General features: G+C 69.2%; 15 protein-coding genes. 7 read left to right on the forward strand and 8 right to left on the reverse strand.

Going from position 1 to position 16786, the window contains the following annotated elements:
* Positions 1-75: 75 nt before the first annotated feature.
* Positions 76-510 (forward strand): glycerate kinase, encoded by a 435-nt coding sequence (locus FHT32_RS16735; protein WP_176665732.1) that lies wholly within the window; start codon positions 76-78, stop codon positions 508-510.
* On the opposite strand, the gene FHT32_RS16740 is transcribed toward FHT32_RS16735, so the two are convergent.
* Positions 507-1451 carry a LysR family transcriptional regulator gene (locus FHT32_RS16740; protein WP_176665733.1) on the reverse strand — a complete coding sequence of 315 codons (945 nt, stop codon included), beginning with the start codon at positions 1449-1451 and terminating at the stop codon, positions 507-509. The two genes, FHT32_RS16735 and FHT32_RS16740, sit on opposite strands and share 4 nt — an antisense overlap.
* Positions 1452-1654: 203 nt before the next feature.
* On the opposite strand from FHT32_RS16740, the gene FHT32_RS16745 reads away from it, so the two are divergent.
* Together FHT32_RS16745 and FHT32_RS16750 are read left to right on the forward strand one after the other, a co-directional pair.
* Entirely contained in the window at positions 1655-2971 is a 1317-nt protein-coding gene (locus FHT32_RS16745) for an MFS transporter (RefSeq protein WP_176665734.1), read from the forward strand.
* 34 nt (positions 2972-3005) lie between these two features.
* Positions 3006-4217: a M20 aminoacylase family protein gene (locus FHT32_RS16750; protein ID WP_176665735.1), complete on the forward strand. Its 1212-nt coding sequence runs from the start codon at positions 3006-3008 to the stop codon at positions 4215-4217.
* A gap of 18 nt (positions 4218-4235) precedes the next feature.
* Here FHT32_RS16750 and FHT32_RS16755 read toward each other — a convergent pair whose 3' ends face one another.
* Positions 4236-5237 carry a recombination-associated protein RdgC gene (locus tag FHT32_RS16755; protein ID WP_176665736.1) on the reverse strand — a complete coding sequence of 334 codons (1002 nt, stop codon included), beginning with the start codon at positions 5235-5237 and terminating at the stop codon, positions 4236-4238.
* Positions 5238-5379: 142 nt separating this feature from the next.
* Here FHT32_RS16755 and FHT32_RS16760 point away from each other — a divergent pair, with 142 nt between their 5' ends.
* Positions 5380-6333: a branched-chain amino acid transaminase gene (locus tag FHT32_RS16760; protein WP_176665737.1), complete on the forward strand. Its 954-nt coding sequence runs from the start codon at positions 5380-5382 to the stop codon at positions 6331-6333.
* Between the two features lie 29 nt (positions 6334-6362).
* Positions 6363-6572, forward strand: coding sequence for a zinc-finger domain-containing protein (locus FHT32_RS16765; protein ID WP_013538728.1), 210 nt, complete (start codon positions 6363-6365; stop codon positions 6570-6572).
* Positions 6573-6628: 56 nt separating this feature from the next.
* On the opposite strand, the gene FHT32_RS16770 is transcribed toward FHT32_RS16765, so the two are convergent.
* The 6 genes from FHT32_RS16770 to FHT32_RS16795 all read right to left on the reverse strand — a co-directional run bounded on the left by FHT32_RS16770 (position 6629) and on the right by FHT32_RS16795 (position 13900).
* Positions 6629-7900 (reverse strand): O-antigen ligase, encoded by a 1272-nt coding sequence (locus FHT32_RS16770; protein WP_256099029.1) that lies wholly within the window; start codon positions 7898-7900, stop codon positions 6629-6631.
* An 80-nt stretch (positions 7901-7980) separates the two neighbouring features.
* Complete coding sequence (locus FHT32_RS16775) at positions 7981-9180, reverse strand: ATP-binding protein (protein WP_176665738.1); 1200 nt, start codon at positions 9178-9180, stop codon at positions 7981-7983.
* A gap of 11 nt (positions 9181-9191) precedes the next feature.
* A complete protein-coding gene (locus FHT32_RS16780) occupies positions 9192-9914 on the reverse strand; it encodes a response regulator (protein ID WP_126022422.1) in 723 nt (240 codons plus the stop codon).
* Between the two features lie 117 nt (positions 9915-10031).
* The gene (locus FHT32_RS16785; protein ID WP_256099030.1) at positions 10032-10898 is read right to left on the reverse strand and encodes a beta-ketoacyl synthase chain length factor; all 867 of its coding nucleotides are present in this window, start codon (positions 10896-10898) and stop codon (positions 10032-10034) included.
* Positions 10895-12097 (reverse strand): beta-ketoacyl-[acyl-carrier-protein] synthase family protein, encoded by a 1203-nt coding sequence (locus FHT32_RS16790; protein ID WP_176665739.1) that lies wholly within the window; start codon positions 12095-12097, stop codon positions 10895-10897. The genes FHT32_RS16785 and FHT32_RS16790 overlap by 4 nt, the downstream gene beginning before the upstream one ends.
* A gap of 180 nt (positions 12098-12277) precedes the next feature.
* The gene (locus tag FHT32_RS16795; RefSeq protein ID WP_371132187.1) at positions 12278-13900 is read right to left on the reverse strand and encodes an MFS transporter; all 1623 of its coding nucleotides are present in this window, start codon (positions 13898-13900) and stop codon (positions 12278-12280) included.
* A 59-nt stretch (positions 13901-13959) separates the two neighbouring features.
* Between FHT32_RS16795 and FHT32_RS16800 the strand changes: the two genes are divergently transcribed.
* Together FHT32_RS16800 and atzF are read left to right on the forward strand one after the other, a co-directional pair.
* A complete protein-coding gene (locus FHT32_RS16800; RefSeq protein ID WP_176665741.1) occupies positions 13960-14823 on the forward strand; it encodes a M48 family metallopeptidase in 864 nt (287 codons plus the stop codon).
* 211 nt (positions 14824-15034) lie between these two features.
* Complete coding sequence (gene atzF / locus FHT32_RS16805; RefSeq protein ID WP_176665742.1) at positions 15035-16783, forward strand: allophanate hydrolase; 1749 nt, start codon at positions 15035-15037, stop codon at positions 16781-16783.
* Positions 16784-16786 lie beyond the last annotated feature (3 nt).

Here is a 16786-nt window from a genome sequence, read left to right on the forward strand (position 1 = left end):
GAAGCCGAGTACCGTTTTTCGCCCCTTGCGGTAGTCGGGCTGGCTACTTCGGGGCGGCGTGCACGGGCGGCGACAATGCGCGCCATGAATTTCAAGAACTTTCTGCTGCCTCTGGGTGCCATCGTCGTCATGGCGCTGGCCTGGCGCGCCGGCGGTTGGGGCGGCGTCGCCCTGGCCGGCGGCGCGATCGTGATGTTCCTGCTGCTGCACTTCAACCGCGCCATGCAGGTGCTCAAGCGCGCGGCCGAGCGGCCGGTGGGCTACGTGGGCAGCGCCGTGATGCTCAACGCCAAGCTCAAGCCGGGCGTGACGCTGATGCACGTGATCGCGATGACGCGCGCCCTCGGCGAACTGCGCTCGCCCAAGGACGAGCAGCCCGAGCACTACCGCTGGACCGACGGCGGCGGCTCGTACGTCGACACCGTCTTCAAAGGCGGCAAGCTGCAGAGCTGGACGCTGACGCGCCCCGAGACACCGGCTGACGACGAGGGCAGCAACGCGGCAGCCTAGGCCGCACTCCCCTTTCGCCCGGGCTGCCGCCAGGGCGGATTGGCCTTCGCCTGGTGGCGCGCCTCCTTCGCGAACTCGGCGCATGCATGCGTCATCAGGTCGGCCGAGCGGTAGACCAGGAACACGTCGAAGTCCGGCAGTTCGTCGGTGATCGGCAGCTTCTCCAGCAGGTGCGGCTGCAGCCGCAGCGGCCCCGCCCCGTGGAACACGAAGTCCGACCACATGCTGATCAGGTCGGTCTGCGTGGCCAGCTGCAGCCCCAGCAGGTTCGAGGCGCTGTGCACCATGCGCCTGGGCATCTCCAGCCCGTGCATGTTCATCATGCTCACCAGCGGGCTGCCCGCGTCGTCGATGGGGTCGAGCACCAGCCAGTCGGCGTCCACCAGCGGCTGCAGCCTGCGCACGCGCCTAAGCGGGTGCCCGGCGCGCACCGACAGGTGCATGGCCACAGAGAACAGCAGTTCCCACTGGAAGGCGTTGGTGCCCGGCCCGTTGCAGGTGGAGACCATCCCCAGGTCGAGCCGGCCCTCGCGCAGGCCCTCGAAGATCTGCTGCGGCCGCAGCTCGAAGCCGCGCAGCGCCACGTTGGGAAAGCGCCTGCGGAACGACGCCATCGCATCGGGTAGCGGTCCGCTCGAGGCCACGGCGGTGAAACCGATGTTGAGCTGTGCCTCGTCGTGCCCGCGGATCGCCTCGATGTCTTCCAGCGCGTGCCGCAGTTCCTGCTCGACCACGCTCGCGCGCTTGACCAGCGCCGTGCCGTAGGCCGTGAGGCTCACGCCGCGGGTGGAGCGCGACATCAGCGTCACGCCGAGCTCGCGCTCCAGCTCCGAGATGGTCTTCGACAGCGCAGGCTGCGTGGTGTGCAGGCTGCGCGAAGCCTCGTGGATGCTGCCGTGCTGCGCCACGGCCAGCAGTACGCGCAACTGTTGCAGCTTCATCGTGGTGCCGATCTGCCGTAAAGAGGCGTCTTGGGGCTTGTCCCGATGGCTTCCGGTGCCTGTTTATGACGGGGATGCCGTTTGGTTATCAGCATGAAAATTTGTGATTCTTCGCCGCAGCGCTTTGCCTGAATACTCCGCCGCGAACGGGCCGACGGTCGATGCGGAGGCCCACCGCAACCTGTACGTTGGAGTGACATTAGATGAGCGAAGCCGCATTGCCCGCAAGCCCGATCCTGGGTTCTTCTTCAACTGGCGCCACGGCGCACGGCAAGGGAAAGCAGAGCCAGTTCCGCCTGATCGCCGCCTGCTCGCTGGGCAATGCGCTGGAGATGTACGACTTCACCGTCTACAGCTTCTTCTCGCTGCTGATCGGCAAGCTGTTCTTCCCCTCCGACAGCCCCTACGGCTCGCTGCTGCTGGCGGTGGCCACCTTCGGCATCGGCTTCGTGATGCGGCCGCTGGGCGGCGTGATCATCGGCAACTACGCCGACCGCAAGGGCCGCAAGGCCGCGATGACGCTGACCATCGGCCTCATGGTGCTCGGCACGCTGTGCATCGCGTTCGCGCCGCCGTATGCGTCGGCCGGCGTGTTCGGCTCGCTCATGATCCTCGCCGGCCGGCTGCTGCAGGGCTTCTCGCTCGGCGGCGAGGTGGGCGCGGCCACGTCGATGCTGATGGAGGCGGGCGGCGTGAAGGGCCGCGGCTTCCGCGTGAGCTGGCAGCTCGCGAGCCAGGGCGTGTCGGCGCTGCTGGGCGCGCTCACCGGCGCCGCGCTGTATGCCGCGCTGCCGCAGGCCTCGCTGGAGAGCTGGGGCTGGCGCCTGCCGTTCCTGCTCGGGCTGTTGATCGCGCCGGTGGGGCTCTACATCCGCTCGCACCTCGAAGAGACGCACGTTGCCGAGAGCCACGAGGCCAGCCCCATCGGCCGGCTGCTGCGCAACCACGGCGGCCTGGTGCTCAGGGGCATCCTCGCCACCACCGCGGGCACGGCCACGATGTACCTAGTGGTGTTCTTCATGCCCACCTACATGATCCGCGTGCTGCACATGCCGCCGTCGCTCTCGCTGCTGTCGGGCTGCGTCACGGGCATCACGCTGTTCGCGGTGTCGCTGGTGGCGGGGCGTCTGGCCGACCGGCTGCCGAATCGCAAGCCGCTGGTGGTCGGCTCGCTGCTCTTCAGCGTGATCGCGGTGTACCCGGTGTTCTGGCTCATCGGCCAGTACCCGAGCGTGCCGCTGGTGCTGTGCCTGTCGGCGCTGCTCACCGCGAGCGTGAACATCGGCACCACGCCCATGTTCCTGATGCTGCTGGAGATGCTGCCGGCCGGCGTGCGCGCCAGCGGCATCTCGGTGATCTACAGCGTGGGCGTGACGGTGTTCGGCGGCTCCTCGCAGTTCATCGTGACCTGGCTGCTCGCCAAGACCGGCAACCCGCTCTCGCCGGCCTTCTACATGATGGCCTGCGGGGTGATCAGCCTCTGCGCGCTGCTGAGCCTGCGCGAACGCAAGGCGGCATGAACCCCACGACGACCACAAGCAGGAAGCTCCACGAATGACCCGCCAACTCAGCCCCCAGACCACCAAGCTCCTGTCGCGCCTGCTGCCGCAGGCCGACGTCGACACCCAGGCCTTCGTCGACATCCGCCGGCAGATCCACGCCAACCCCGAGCTCGGCTTCGAGGTGAACGCCACCAGCGAGCTGGTCGCGAACCTGCTGCGCAGCTGGGGCTACGAGGTGCACACCGGCGTCGGCCGCACCGGCATCGTGGCGCAGCTCAGGCTCGGCAGCGGCACTCGCCGGCTGGGCATCCGCGCCGACATGGACGCGCTGCCCATCACCGAGGCCACCGGCCTGCCGTACGCCAGCCGCAATGCCGGTCGCATGCACGCCTGCGGGCACGACGGCCACACGGCCATCCTGCTGGCGGCGGCCAAGGCGCTGGCGAAGGCGCGCAACTTCGACGGCACGCTGAACCTGATCTTCCAGCCCGACGAAGAAAACCTCTGCGGCGCGCGCGCCATGATTGAGGACGGCCTGTTCGAGCGCTTCCCCTGCGACGCGGTGTACGCGCTGCACAACGCGCCGGGCGTGCCGGTGGGCACGATGATGGCAATCGAAGGCCCGGTCACGCTGTCGTCCGACGTGGCCGACGTCACCCTCAAGGGCGTGGGCGGGCACGGTGCCATGCCGCACCGCGCGCGCGATCCGGTCGCGGCCGCCGCGGCGGTGGTGACGGCCCTGCAGACGGTGGTGGCGCGCAACGTGGCGCCCGACGACACGGCGGTGGTGTCGGTCGGCTTCATCCGCGGCGGTGCGACGCACAACGTGATCCCGCAGTCGGTTTCGCTGGGCCTGAACGTGCGCGCGGCGCGGCCCGAGACGCGCGCGCTGGTCGAGCAGCGCATCCGCGAGATCGTGAGCCTCACCGCGCAGGCGCACGGCGTGGAAGCCGAGATCGACTACCGCCAGCTCGTGCCCCCGGTGGTCAACACCGCCGCCGAGACCGAACTCGCGGCGCAGGTGTGCGCCGAGCTGGTGGGCGAGGAGAACGTCGTCAGGCAGGCGCCCAAGGGCTTCTCGGGCAGCGAGGACTTCGCCTGGATGCTCTCCGAGCTGCCGGGCTGCTACCTGCTGCTGGGCAACGGCGAGGGCGAATTCGGCGGCTGCATGGTCCACAACCCCGGCTACGACTTCAACGACGAAGTGCTGCCGCTGGGAGCCGCCTGCTGGGTGCGATTGGCCCAGACTTACCTGGTCGCCTGAGCTGCCGATGAAGGCGCGTCAGAACGGCGCGTCTTCTTCCTCGGGCGCATCGGCCGGCACGGTCGTCGTGGGCGCGGCTGCAGCAGCGGGCCTGGGTGCTTCGTCCGGCGCTGCTGCAGAGAAAGCCGCCTCGCCGCCCAGCGCATCGAGCAGCGCCGGCACCAGCTGGCCCAGCTCGCCGGTGGCGATGGCCACGTCGGCGTCGAAGTTGTCTTCCTTCTTGCCGCCGGCCGCGCCGTCGCCCGTGCCTTCGAGGAAGGCGATCTTGCGGATCAGCAGGCCGTGCGTGAGCTCGAAGGACACGCGGTCGTCCCAGGTCAGCGCGAGGCGGGTGGGGCGCTTGCCGTCTGTGATGTGCTGCTTGACCTCGTCGATGTCCAGCGGGTGCTTGGCATAACGCACCACGGCCTTGGAGTCGTCCGAGGCCTTGAGCTCGCACTCGCGGTCGATGGTGAAGCCGGCCGGCGGCTCCTGCGTGAGCAGCCAGTTGGCCATGGCGGCGGCGGGTTCGACCTGGGTGTTGATGAGGGCCACCGCGAAGCCGTCGAGCGACTTCACGAGGCTGGTGACCACTTCGTCGGCGCGCGAGGCGTTGCCGGTGTTGATCACCAGGCGGTTCTCGGCCTTGTCGATCCACACCGTGACGCGGGCGCTGCGGGTGAAGGCCATGGGCAGCAGCTCCAGGGTGATGTCTTCCTTGAGCTCCTTCTTTTCCTTCTTGCCGGGCTTGCGGCCGGTGGTGGCCTCGATGTGGGCGCAGCGCTCGTCGACCTTGCGGCGCACGACCGAGCCGGGCACCTGCTTGCTCTCGATCATGTATTCGACCAGCCACTGGCCGTCGATGGACTCCACCAGCGGGCCGTTGGCCTCGCCGCGGGGCTCGATCCAGCCGGCGGACTTTTCCTGCGAGGGGCCGCAGGGTTCGAAGCGCTGCTTGCCCAGGCCTTCTTCGGCCTCGGCCAGTGTCTGGGACCAGGCAGGTTCGATGCGATAGACGATGACGTTCTTGAATACGGACACGGAAACCCTTTTCCCACTGGTTTGCACAACCGGCCATTGTCGGGCACCCCGTTGCGGCCCCGGCCGTAAAATCGCAAGCTTTTGCGACTTCCCTCCTCGTCGCACCAACCCCACACCGCTTCCCAAACAAAGGAATCAGGAAATGAGCTCGATCCCCCCCTCGCTGGACGACCGTGACGGCAAGATCTGGATGGACGGCGAACTCGTGGACTGGCGCGACGCCAAGATCCACGTGCTGAGCCACACGCTGCACTACGGCTGCGGCGCCTTCGAGGGCGTGCGCGCCTACAAGACGGCCGACGGCAGCACCGCGATCTTCCGCCTGGCGGAGCACACCGAGCGCCTGTTCAACAGCGCCAAGATCCTGCGCATGAAGATCCCCTTCACGCAGGAGCAGCTCAACGAGGCCCAGAAGCAGGTGGTGCGCGAGAACAAGCTCGAGAGCTGCTACCTGCGCCCGCTGATCTGGATCGGCTCCGAGAAGCTGGGCGTGAGCCCCAAGGGCAACAAGGTGCACGCCATGGTCGCGGCCTGGTCCTGGGGCGCCTACCTGGGCGAAGAGGGCATGAAGCGCGGCATCCGCGTGAAGACCTCGAGCTACACCCGCCACCACGTCAACATCACGATGACGCAGGCCAAGACGGTGAGCAACTACACCAACTCGATCCTGGCCAACATGGAAGCGCTGGACGACGGCTACGACGAGGCGCTGCTGCTCGACGCGAGCGGCTTCGTGTCCGAAGGCGCGGGCGAGAACATCTTCGTGGTCAAGGGCGGCGTGGTCTACACGCCCGACCTCTCGGCCGGCGCGCTCAACGGCATCACCCGCAACACCATCCTGCACGTGTGCAAGGACCTGGGCCTGGAACTGGTGCAGAAGCGCATCACGCGCGACGAGGTCTACGTCGCCGACGAAGCCTTCTTCACCGGCACGGCGGCTGAAGTCACGCCGATCCGCGAACTCGACCGCGTCGAGATCGGCAACCGCGGCGACGGCGGCGCGCGCGGCCCGATCACCGAGAAGATCCAGGCGGCCTTCTTCGACATCGTGAACGGCAAGAATCCCAGGTACGCACACTGGCTCACGAAAGTCTGAGCAGAAGAAGAGAACGAGAGAACGATCCCATGTCCACCAATGCAGTAGTCGAACTCCTGGCCAAGGAACTCAATCATCAGGGCGGCGTGTTCTGCCCCAGCCCCAAGGCCGACATGAAGCTCTGGAACAGCCACCCGAAGGTCTACCTCGACGTGGCGCGCACCGGCGAAGCCAAGTGCCCGTATTGCGGCACGGTGTACCGGCTGAAGGCCGGCGAGGCGGTGTCGGCGCGGCACTGAGCCCGGGCGAACCGCTGGTTCGCTGAACCGACCGGCCCCGGTCGTCCGATGCCTCTTCAGGCAGCCGGGCGGCCGGGGTCTTTTTCCAGGCTCTCCAGGCTTTTCAGGCGCGAGGACAGCAGTCCGCGCCACGGATTCGGGTCGTTCTTCTCCTGCGCGAGCCGCAGGTAGACCATCGAGATGAACAGCAGCGCCAGGCCGATCTGCGCATCGCGCATGGCCGAGTTCACGCTCGAGGCGATCAGCGCGATCAGCGTGGCCGCCAGCGCGTAGCGGCCGGCGATGTCGGGCCGCTTCCATGCCTGCCAGACGGCGGCGACCATGATGAAGAGCAGGCTCAGCAGCGCGGGCAGGCCGCCCTGGGCGCCGACCCAGAGGAAGTCGTTGTGCGGCATGTTCGAGTCGGCCAGCAGCGCGGGGCCGCGCTTGTGCCACTGGTCGGTCCAGCCGCCGATGCCCCAGCCGGTGAACGGACGGTCGGCGATCATGAGGCCGGTGTCGCGGTACATGTAGTAGCGGATGGCCCAGCTGCCCTTGAAGACCGCGCCGGCCTGGGCCTCCTCGAGTTCCTGCACGCCGACCTCGACCTTGTGCTGCAGCTGCGGAAGCTGGTAGAGCCCGGCGCCCATCACCACGGCACCCAGCACCAGCGCGCCCACCAGCATCTTCAGGTGGCTGCGCCACTGGTGGATGCACACCACCGGAATCACCAGCAGCAGCGCGAGCACCGAGGTGCGGGAGGTCAGCGGCAGCGCCACCACCAGGCCCAGCCCGAGCATCAGCACGAAGGCCGGAATGGCGCGCAGTGGCCTGTGGGCGGCGATCTGCGCGATGCCCCACACCGCGGCGGTGGAGGCCACCACGCTGAACAGCAGCGCGTTGCTGATCGACTTGTTGCCCACCTCCATCACCACCGCGCGCAGCGGCGACCAGATGTTGAAGCCGCCGACCGCGTAGAAGACGATGACCAGCACGATGTTGAGCGCCGCGACCAGCAGGAAGCCGCGCAGCGCCCAGACGGCCTCTTCGCGCGTGAGCGCCATCGCCATCAGCATCGTGAGGCCGATGCGGATGCCGTGGAACAGGTTGGAGCCGGTCTCGGGATAGTGCTGCCCAATGGCCAGCACGATGAGGGTCCAGGCGAAGTAGGCCATCACCGGCCACCACAGCGGATTGGCGCGCAGCCGCGCGTAGCGCTCGCCGAGGCCGCCGGCCACCAGCATGGCGAGCAGCAGCACGATGGCCGAAAGATAGGTGACGCCGACCGGCATGAACACCACCAGCCCCCAGAACATGGCCGCGGGCCGAACGATGTGCGATCTCTGCATAGGGCCGGGATTTTAAGTTGGCGTCCCCGGGGCCAACCTGACCACGACCCCGCGCGGGCGGGGGCGTGGACAGTGCGCGCTCAGTGGCTGCGCGCGGCCGCCGGCAGGCGGATCACGAAGCTCGCGCCGCCGCCCGGACGGTCTTCGCAGCGCACGGTGCCGCCGTGCCGCTCGGCGATCGACTTCACCAGCGCCAGCCCCAGGCCCACGCCGCCGTTGCGCTCGCTGGCGCCGGGCAGGCGGTAGAACGGTTCGAAGATGCGTTCGCGCAGGGCGGCCGGCACGCCGGGGCCGCGGTCGTTCACGCGCACGGTGGCATAGCCGTTGGCACTGCCGAGTTCCACCGCGATCTCGCCGGCGCCGTAGCGGCGCGCGTTCTCCAGCAGGTTGCGGATGGCGCGGCGCAGCAGGCGCGACACGCCCGGCACGGTGAGGGTGGCGTTGTCGGTGCCGTCGGCCAGGTCGAGCTCGGCGTTGACTTGCGAGCATTCTTCTGCCGCGAGGCCGGTCAGGTCGACCGGCTCGATGGTGCCCATGTCCGCCTCGCTGGCGTCGAGCCGGCTGGCCAGCAGGATCTCGTCGATGAGCTGGTCGAGTTCGCCGATGTTGCGCGAAATCTCCTCGCGCGCCGACTGGCTCGGGCGCTCGCCCATCAGCTCCAGGCCCATGCGGATGCGGGTGAGCGGCGAGCGCAGCTCGTGCGAGGCGTTGGCCAGCAGCGACTTGTGCGAACGCACCAGCTGCTCGATGCGCTCGGCCGACGCGTTGAATCGTTTGGATAGATCAGCCACTTCGTCCTGCCCTTCTTCTGTCACGCGCACAGAGAGATCGCCCTCGCCCCACCGCTGCACGCCGCGCTGCAGCGATTCCAGCCGCTGCGTGATGCGCCGCACGATCGGGTACACGCCCAGCGCCACCGCCACGCCCACCAGCGCGATCATCCAGCCCAGCCCGAAGGGCGTGCGCCACGGCGCGAAGCCGGTCGAGCCCGTGGGCCGCTCGCGAGGCGCCACGCGCAGTGTGATGGCCTTGCCGTCGCTGAGCGTCACGTCGAACTCCAGGCCCTGGCCCGGAACCCGCAGCGCGGTGCCCGCGCCGATGGGCTTGTCCTGCGCGTCCAGCACCACCACGTTGCGCGGCACCGGCGCGAGCCGCTCGCGCTCGGCCTCGGCGGCCTCGCGCACGATCCAGTTGGCCATCAGCGTGAGGATGACGACGCCGCCCACCACCGCAAGCCAGATGCGGACGTAGAGGTGGCGCGAATAGAGACTGCGCAGCATCGGCGGTCAGCCTAGTCTTGCTGCTTGGCGAAGACGTAGCCCACGCCGCGCACCGTGAGGATGCGCTTCGGGTTCTTCGCGTCGACCTCGATGGCCGCGCGGATGCGGCCCATGTGCACGTCGATGGAGCGGTCGAAGGCTTCGAGCTCGCGGCCACGCACGGCTTCCATGATCTGGTCGCGCGTGAGCACGCGGCCCGCGCGCTCGGCCATGGCCGTCAGCAGGTCGAACTGGTAGGAGGTGAGGTCGGCCACCGCGCCGCCCACCGACACGGTGCGCGCGTTGCGGTCGATCTCCAGCGTGCCGAAGCGCATCACCGACGAAGCCTCGGCCTCGGTGGCGCTCTCGGCGCGGCGGCGCAGCACGGCGCGGATGCGCGCCAGCAGCTCGCGCGGCTCGAAGGGCTTGGGCAGGTAGTCGTCGGCACCGATCTCCAGGCCGATGATGCGGTCCATGGGGTCGCCCTTGGCGGTGAGCATCAGCACCGACACCTTCGACAGCGGACCGGGCAGCGCGCGGATGCGGCGGCAGACTTCAAGGCCGTCGGTGTCCGGCAGCATCAGGTCGAGGATCACCAGGTCGGGCGCGTGCTGCTGCAGCTGCTCGAGCCCGGCGGCGCCGTCGCCGGCATGGTTGAACGCGAAGCCCGACTGCGTCAGGTACTCGCCCACCATCTGCGCCAGGCGGGCGTCGTCTTCGATCATCAGGAGTTGGGGGGTGCTCATGCGCTTCATGGTCGTCCACCGGGAGCAAGAGGGCTTGAACGCTCCGTAAAGTTGGGTAAACCTCGGCAACCCCTGTCAACCAGCCATGCTGCGAAAAGCATAGCGCCGGTTGCAGTGGCCGTGGGCTCAGCCCCGCGCGAGCGGCCGCAACTGCAGCCGCAGCGACAGGGACGCGGAAAGCGGCAGGTCGACCGGCGTGCCCGTGCCGCCGACATTGCCGTCATCGAGATGTGCCAGCGATTCGAAGAGGCCCAGCGACTGGGCCATGGGATTGATCTCGGCCAGCGACTTCGCGGCATCGGAGCGCGGCGGCGTGGCTGCGGGAGCCTTGCCGTCTTCGCTGACGAGTGACCAGTCGAGCGCCGCCACGGTGCGCTCGCCGGGTTCGCTCGCGATCACCAGCGCCACCGCGAGCAGGCCGCGGCTGTCGGTGACGGAAGCCAGCGCGCCCAGGGTGGGGGTGTCGTAGCCCACCAGCAGCACCGGCTCCTGGTCGCAGGCGGATTGCACCGCAGCCTCCAGCAGGCCCGAGGCGAAGCTGTGCTCATAGGCCGAAACCGCATTGCTGGCCGCCATGCAGCCGGTGCCGATGGTCCAGTAGCCCACGGCCGCGTTGTGCACCGAGTTGTGGAACTTGGTGGGCGACAGCCCCTTCGGATCGCTCGCGAGCGTGCTGCACATGTAGTCGTTGATCGACAGGTCGCCGTGCGCAGAAGTGAACACGCAGGGCACGTCGGCGGCGTTGCGGCCGGAGCCGGCGAGGGCGGCGGCGGCCACTTCGAGCGCCAGCGCCACGGTGTCGGGCGCGCGGCGGCGCTCGGCCGGGGCCAGCACCTGCGGCGAGGGCCGCTTGGCGGGCGGATCGGCCAGCGCGCCTTCGCCGCGGAAGGCGGCACGGGCGGCGTCCCAGCCGGGCAGCGTGGGCGTCCAGAAGGCGGGGCCTTCGATGTAGAGGGTGGGGGGCTTGGGTGCGGCCTGGTTCATGTCGTTCATGCCGCCTTGCCGAAGACCAGCGAGCAGTTGTTGCCGCCGAAGCCGAAGGAATTGCTCAGCGCATAGCGCACTTCGCCGCGCGCCGGCTCCAGCCGGATCTGCGGGCCGAAGCCTTCGTCCAGCGTGTGGGTGTTGACGGTGCCCGGCATCAGCCCGCGCTCGATCGCCAGCAGGCTGATGACGGCCTCGACGATGCCGGCCGCGCCCAGCGTGTGGCCCATGAAGCCCTTGGTGGAGCTCGCGTGAGTGCGCGCCGGGAAGCGGCGCGCCACCAGCGCGCCCTCGACCTCGTCGTTCTTCTGGCTCGCGGTGCCGTGCATGTTGATGTAGTCGATCGCCTCGGGCGCGAGGCCGGCGCGCGCCAGTGCCTCGTCGAGCGCGCGCTCGGCGCCTAGGCCCTCGGGGTGCGGCGTCGACATGTGGTGCGCGTCGCTCGCCTCGCCGTAGCCCAGCAGGTGCAGCGGCGCGGCATCTGCGCCGGTCTGAACGCGCTCGACCAGCGCGAAGCCCGCGGCCTCGCCCAGGCTGATGCCCTTGCGCGCGGCGTCGAAGGGCCGGCAGGGCTCGCTCGACACCAGTTCGAGCGAATTGAAGCCGAACAGCACGCTGCCGCACAGCGTGTCGGCCCCGCCGACCACGGCCGCGTCGGCCAGGCCCAGGCGGATCAGCCGCTCGGCCGAGGCGAACACCTTGGCGCTGGAGGAGCAGGCGGTCGAAATCGTCTCGCTGGGCCCGCTGATGCCCAGCAGCTGCTGCGCGAACATGGCCAGCGAATGTGGCGTGTGCACCTCGGCGCGGCGCTGCCCGGGCGGGAACATGCCCTGCGCGTCGAGCTGCGTGTAGGCCAGCTCGGTCTCGCCGATGCTGGCGGTGGAGGTGCCCAGCACCAGCGCGATGCGCGAGGCGCCGTACTTCTCGCGCGCCGCGGCCACGGCCTCGAGGAAGCCGTCGGCTTGCAGGCCCATCCAGGCGAGCCGGTTGTTGCGGCAGTCCCACTGCGCGAGCGACTCGGGCAGCCGGGCCTCCTCGACCCCGTCGACGCGGCCGATCCAGGTGGGCAGCGGCGCGTCGCCGAAGTCGTTGGCGCGCAGCCCGCTGCGCGACTGCGCCAGCGCGTCGGCCAGCGCTTCCTTGCCGACACCGACGGCGCAGGTGGCCGTGTAGGCACTTATTTGAAGAGGAGAGATTCGGGACGGCACGATCTTGGAGGTGTTTGGCTGTCGGTCAGGCGGACGATGGGCGCGCGGAAAAATGGAAAACCCGAAAGCGCGCGGCGGAGAAAGGACATTGAAAGAAACGAATGTATACCGGCACAGCCTACCAGTTGCGCGGCCTGCGCAGCGTCGGCCGTTTCCTATAGGAGCCGGCCCTGCAGACCCCTATTGACGGCCCTGTGGGCTTGTGGTCGTGGTCAGCCGCGAGGCCAGCGCCACCAGCACCAGCACCGGCGCGCCCAGCAGCGCGGTGCCGACGAAGAAGCTGCTGTAGCCGTAGGCGTCCACGAAGGCGCCCGAATAGCCGGCCAGGAACTTCGGCAGCAGCAGCATCAGCGAGCTGAACAGGGCGTACTGCGTGGCCGAGTAGCTGATGTTGGTGAGGCTCGACAGGTACGCGATGAAGGCCGCCGAGGCGATGCCGCCGGCCAGGTTGTCGGCCGACACCACCGCGATCAGCGCCGTCAGGTCGTGCCCCCGGGTGGCCAGCCAGGCGAAGAGCAGGTTGCTGGCGGCGCTGAGCACGGCGCCCATCATCAGCACGCGCATCACGCCCAGGCGGGTGGACAGCACACCGCCGATGAACGTCCCGGCAACCGTCATCACCACGCCGTAGATCTTGCTCACGGATGCCACTTCGCTCTTGGTGAATCCCATGTCCACGTAGAAGGGGTTGGCCATGATGCCCATCACCACGTCACTGATGCGATAGATGGCGATCAGCGCCAGGATGAGGATTGCCTGCCACATATATCTGCGGAAGAAGTCGGCGAACGGCTGATAGAAGGCTTGAATGAACCAGGCCACCAGGGGGGCGAGGAACCGTGGCACCGGAACGCGCCAGCCCAACTTGGCCAAGCCCCGCAGTCCCAGGGCAAACAGCAGGAGGACAGCCAGGACTTGCATGAGGCCGATCAATGTCAGGCGCGTATCCGAGAGGCTGAATTCCACCAGGATGCCCAGTGCTGGAAGCACAGCGACGGTCAGCAGTGCTCCCCAGAGCGAAACGCCGGTGCTGAGCACTTGCTCGCGCACCAAGAGGCTTGCAGCCGCTTGCTTGCTTCGGTCGACGGGCATTGGCTCGGGCGACAGCAGCACCGTGATCACGCCGACGGCCATCGAGCCCGCCATGACCAGGTAGGCCGTCTTCCAGGCGCCGTTCTGATAAGCCGCCGCGCCCGTGGCCGCCACCGTGGGCGCAACCTCGGCCCAGGCCGCGACCCACAGCACGCCCGCGCCGGCCCAGATCATCGCGAGCCGGTAGCCCGTCTGGTAGGCGGCGGCCAGCGCGGCCTGCTTGCGCGGCTCGGCCGATTCGATGCGGAAGGCGTCCAGCGCGATGTCCTGCGTGGCCGAGCCGAAGGCCACCACCAGCGCGCACCAGACCAGCGGCGTGAGCCCGTGGCGCGGGTCGTTGACCGCCATGCCTGCCAGCCCCGCGATGACCATGCACTGCGCCAGCAGCAGCCAGCCCCGGCGGCGCCCCAGCAAGGTGGTGAGCGGCGGCAGCGGCAGCCGGTCGACCAGCGGCGCCCAGACCCACTTGAAGCCGTAGGCCAGCCCGACCCAGCTCAAATAGCCGATGGTGGTGCGGTCGATGCCCGCCTCGCGCAGGCGGAAGCTCAGCGTGCCCAGCACCAGCAGCAGCGGCAGCCCGGCCGAGAAGCCCAGCGCCAGCATGCGCAGGGTGGCGGGTTCCAGGTAGACCTTCAGCGCGTCGCGCCAGGGCGGAGAGGGGGGCGTGGGGGTTTCTGCGGGCGAGGCGGACATGTGCCCCGGATTGTCCATGAGCGAAGGCCCGGGTTCCCGGGCTTCTTGTCTTCATTTGTTCCTATCATCCGGCTCCTATGTGCACACGATGCGATCGCCCCTTTTCCGCCGTTCCCGCTCCCTCCGTAGCTTCCGCATGGAATCCGCGGCGCGCCTTCCTGCTGGCGGCCGCCGGCGCGGTGCTCGCGAAGCCGGCCCTGGCGCAGGTCGAGGTGGGCAAGCCCTCGGTGGCGCGCAACCTCGTGCCGGCGGACCAGATCGAGACGGCCGGCGTGCAGCAATATGGCCAGCTGCTCGCACAGGCGCGCGCCAAGGGGGCGCTGGCGGGCGACGGCAATCCGCAGCTGCAGCGCCTGCGGGCCATCGCCGCGCGGCTCATCCCGTTCGCCACGCCGTGGAACGCACGCGCGCGCGACTGGAAGTGGGAGGTCAACCTGATCGGCAGCAAGCAGATCAACGCCTTCTGCATGCCCGGCGGCAAGATCGCCTTCTTCACCGGCATCCTCGAGCAGCTCAAGCTCACCGACGACGAGGTCGCGATGGTGATGGGCCACGAGATGGCCCACGCCCTGCGCGAGCATGCACGCGCCCGCCTGGCCAAGAACGCGGGCACGGGCGCGGCGCTCTCCATCGGTGCGCAGCTGCTCGGCTGGGGGCAGGTGGGCGACCTGGCCGCGCGCGCCGGCACGCAGCTCATCACGCTCAAGTTCAGCCGCAGCGACGAGACCGAGGCCGACCTCGTGGGGCTCGAACTCGCGGCGCGCGCGGGCTACGACCCGAAGGCGTCGGTGTCGCTGTGGCAGAAGATGGCCACGGCGTCGAAGAACCAGGGCGGCCTGAGCTTCCTTTCGACGCACCCGAGCGGGCCCGACCGCATCGCGAAGCTGGAAGCGAACCTGCCCAAGGTCGAGAAGCTCTACCGCGACGCAAGGAAGAGCTGAGCTTCTTGCTCCCTCTCCCCTCGGGGCAGGGATGAGGGCGACGGCCTCTAGATAGAAGCCGCGCTTCACTCTGCGCACCTGCCCTCACCCCAACCCTCTCCCCGAGGGGAGAGGGGGTCAATACCAGACACGAATTCCGATCCGCGCGCACGGCGTTCGCGCTGGCATGCCGCTTGCATCTCAACTTGTACACATGTTTGGATGCCTGAAGATGGTGCATGAACAAAACCCGAAAAGCGGAACGCCCGAAGCCGCCTGGATCGCCAGGTTCGCCTCGCCAGTGGTGCACACGCACGCCGCGGTGGCGCTGGATTTCGCCCTGCCGCTCGCCGGGCTGCGCTTCGCGGTCAAGGACAACATCGACGTCGCTGGCGTGCCCACCACCGCCGCCTGCCCGGCCTTCGAGCACCTGCCGGAGGTGCATGCGGGCGCGGTGCAGCGCTTGCTCGAAGCCGGTGCATCGCTGACCGGCAAGACCAACCTCGACCAGTTCGCCTGCGGCCTGAACGGCACGCGCTCTCCCTATGGCGAGGTGCCCAACGCCTTCGACGCGCGCTACGTGTCGGGCGGCTCCAGTTCGGGCTCGGCCTACGTGGTGGCCGCGGGCGAGGTCGACTTCGCCCTGGGCACCGACACCGCCGGCTCCGGCCGCGTGCCGGCCGGGCTCAACAACATCGTCGGCCTCAAGCCCTCGCGCGGGCTGCTGAGCGCCTTCGGCGTGGTGCCCGCCGCGCAGAGCGCCGACTGCGTCTCCATCTTCGCGCGCACCGTCGCCACCGCGGTCGACGTGCTGCTGGCAGCCGCCGGCCACGACGCGCGCGATCCGTATTCACGGAACATCGACCTGCGTCGCGAGCCGCTGCCCGCGCGCTTCCGCTTCGGCGTGCCCGACCGGCTGAGCTTCTTCGGCGACGCCGCCGCCGAGCAGGCCTTCGGCGATGCGGTCGCGCGGCTGCTCGCCATGGGCGGCACGCCCGTCAGCATCGCCTACGCACCGCTCGCGGAGGCGGCCGGGATGCTCTATGAGAGCGCACTGGTCGCCGAGCGCTACGCCGCGGTGCGCGAGTTCTTCGACGCGCATGCCGACGAAGTCATCGAGCCCGTGCGCGGCATCCTCGCGAGCGGACAGGGCTACAGCGCAGCCGACGTGTTCGACGCTCAGACTAAGCTGCGCGCCATCGCGCAGAAGGTCGAGCCGATGTGGCGCGACATCGACCTGCTGCTCGTGCCCACCGCGCCCACGCACTACACCCGCGAGCAGATGCGCGCCGATCCGGTGGTGCTCAACCGCAATCTGGGTGCGTACACCAACTTCGTCAACCTGCTCGACTACGCCGCGCTCTCGGTGCCCAGCAGCCTGCGCGCGGACGGTCTGCCTTTCGGCATCACTTTGATCGGCCCCTGCGGCAGCGATCTCGCACTCGCCGAGCTGGGCCAGCGCTTCCACCACGCCACAGGCCTTGCCCAGGGCGCGACCGGCGAGCCTCTGCCGCCGCTGCGCGCCATTCCGGGGCTCGCCGCGCCGGGCGCCAGCACCTTGCCGATCGCCGTCGTCGGTGCACATCTCTCGGGCATGCCGCTCAACAGCCAGCTGACCGAGCGCGGCGCCACCCTGGTGCGCGCCACCACCACCGCGCCGGCCTACAGGCTTCACGCGCTGCCGGGCACCGTGCCGCCCAAGCCCGGACTGCGGCGCGTGGCCGAAGGCGAGGAAGGCGATGAGGGCGATGAAGGCGCCGCCATCGCGCTGGAGGTGTGGGCCGTGCCGCTCGCGCAGGTCGGCAGCTTCCTTGCGCTGATCCCGCCACCGCTGGGCCTCGGCAGCGTCGAGCTGGCCGACGGCAGCTGGGTGAAGGGATTCATCTGCGAAGGCCACGCGCTGGCCGGCGCGCAGGACGTGACCCATCACGGCGGCTGGCGCGCCTACGTCGCGAGCCGCGCCACCCCGAGTTCCAACTGATCA

The organism is Variovorax sp. SG517 (assembly GCF_013376045.1).
Classification (GTDB): Bacteria; Pseudomonadota; Gammaproteobacteria; order Burkholderiales; family Burkholderiaceae_C; genus Variovorax.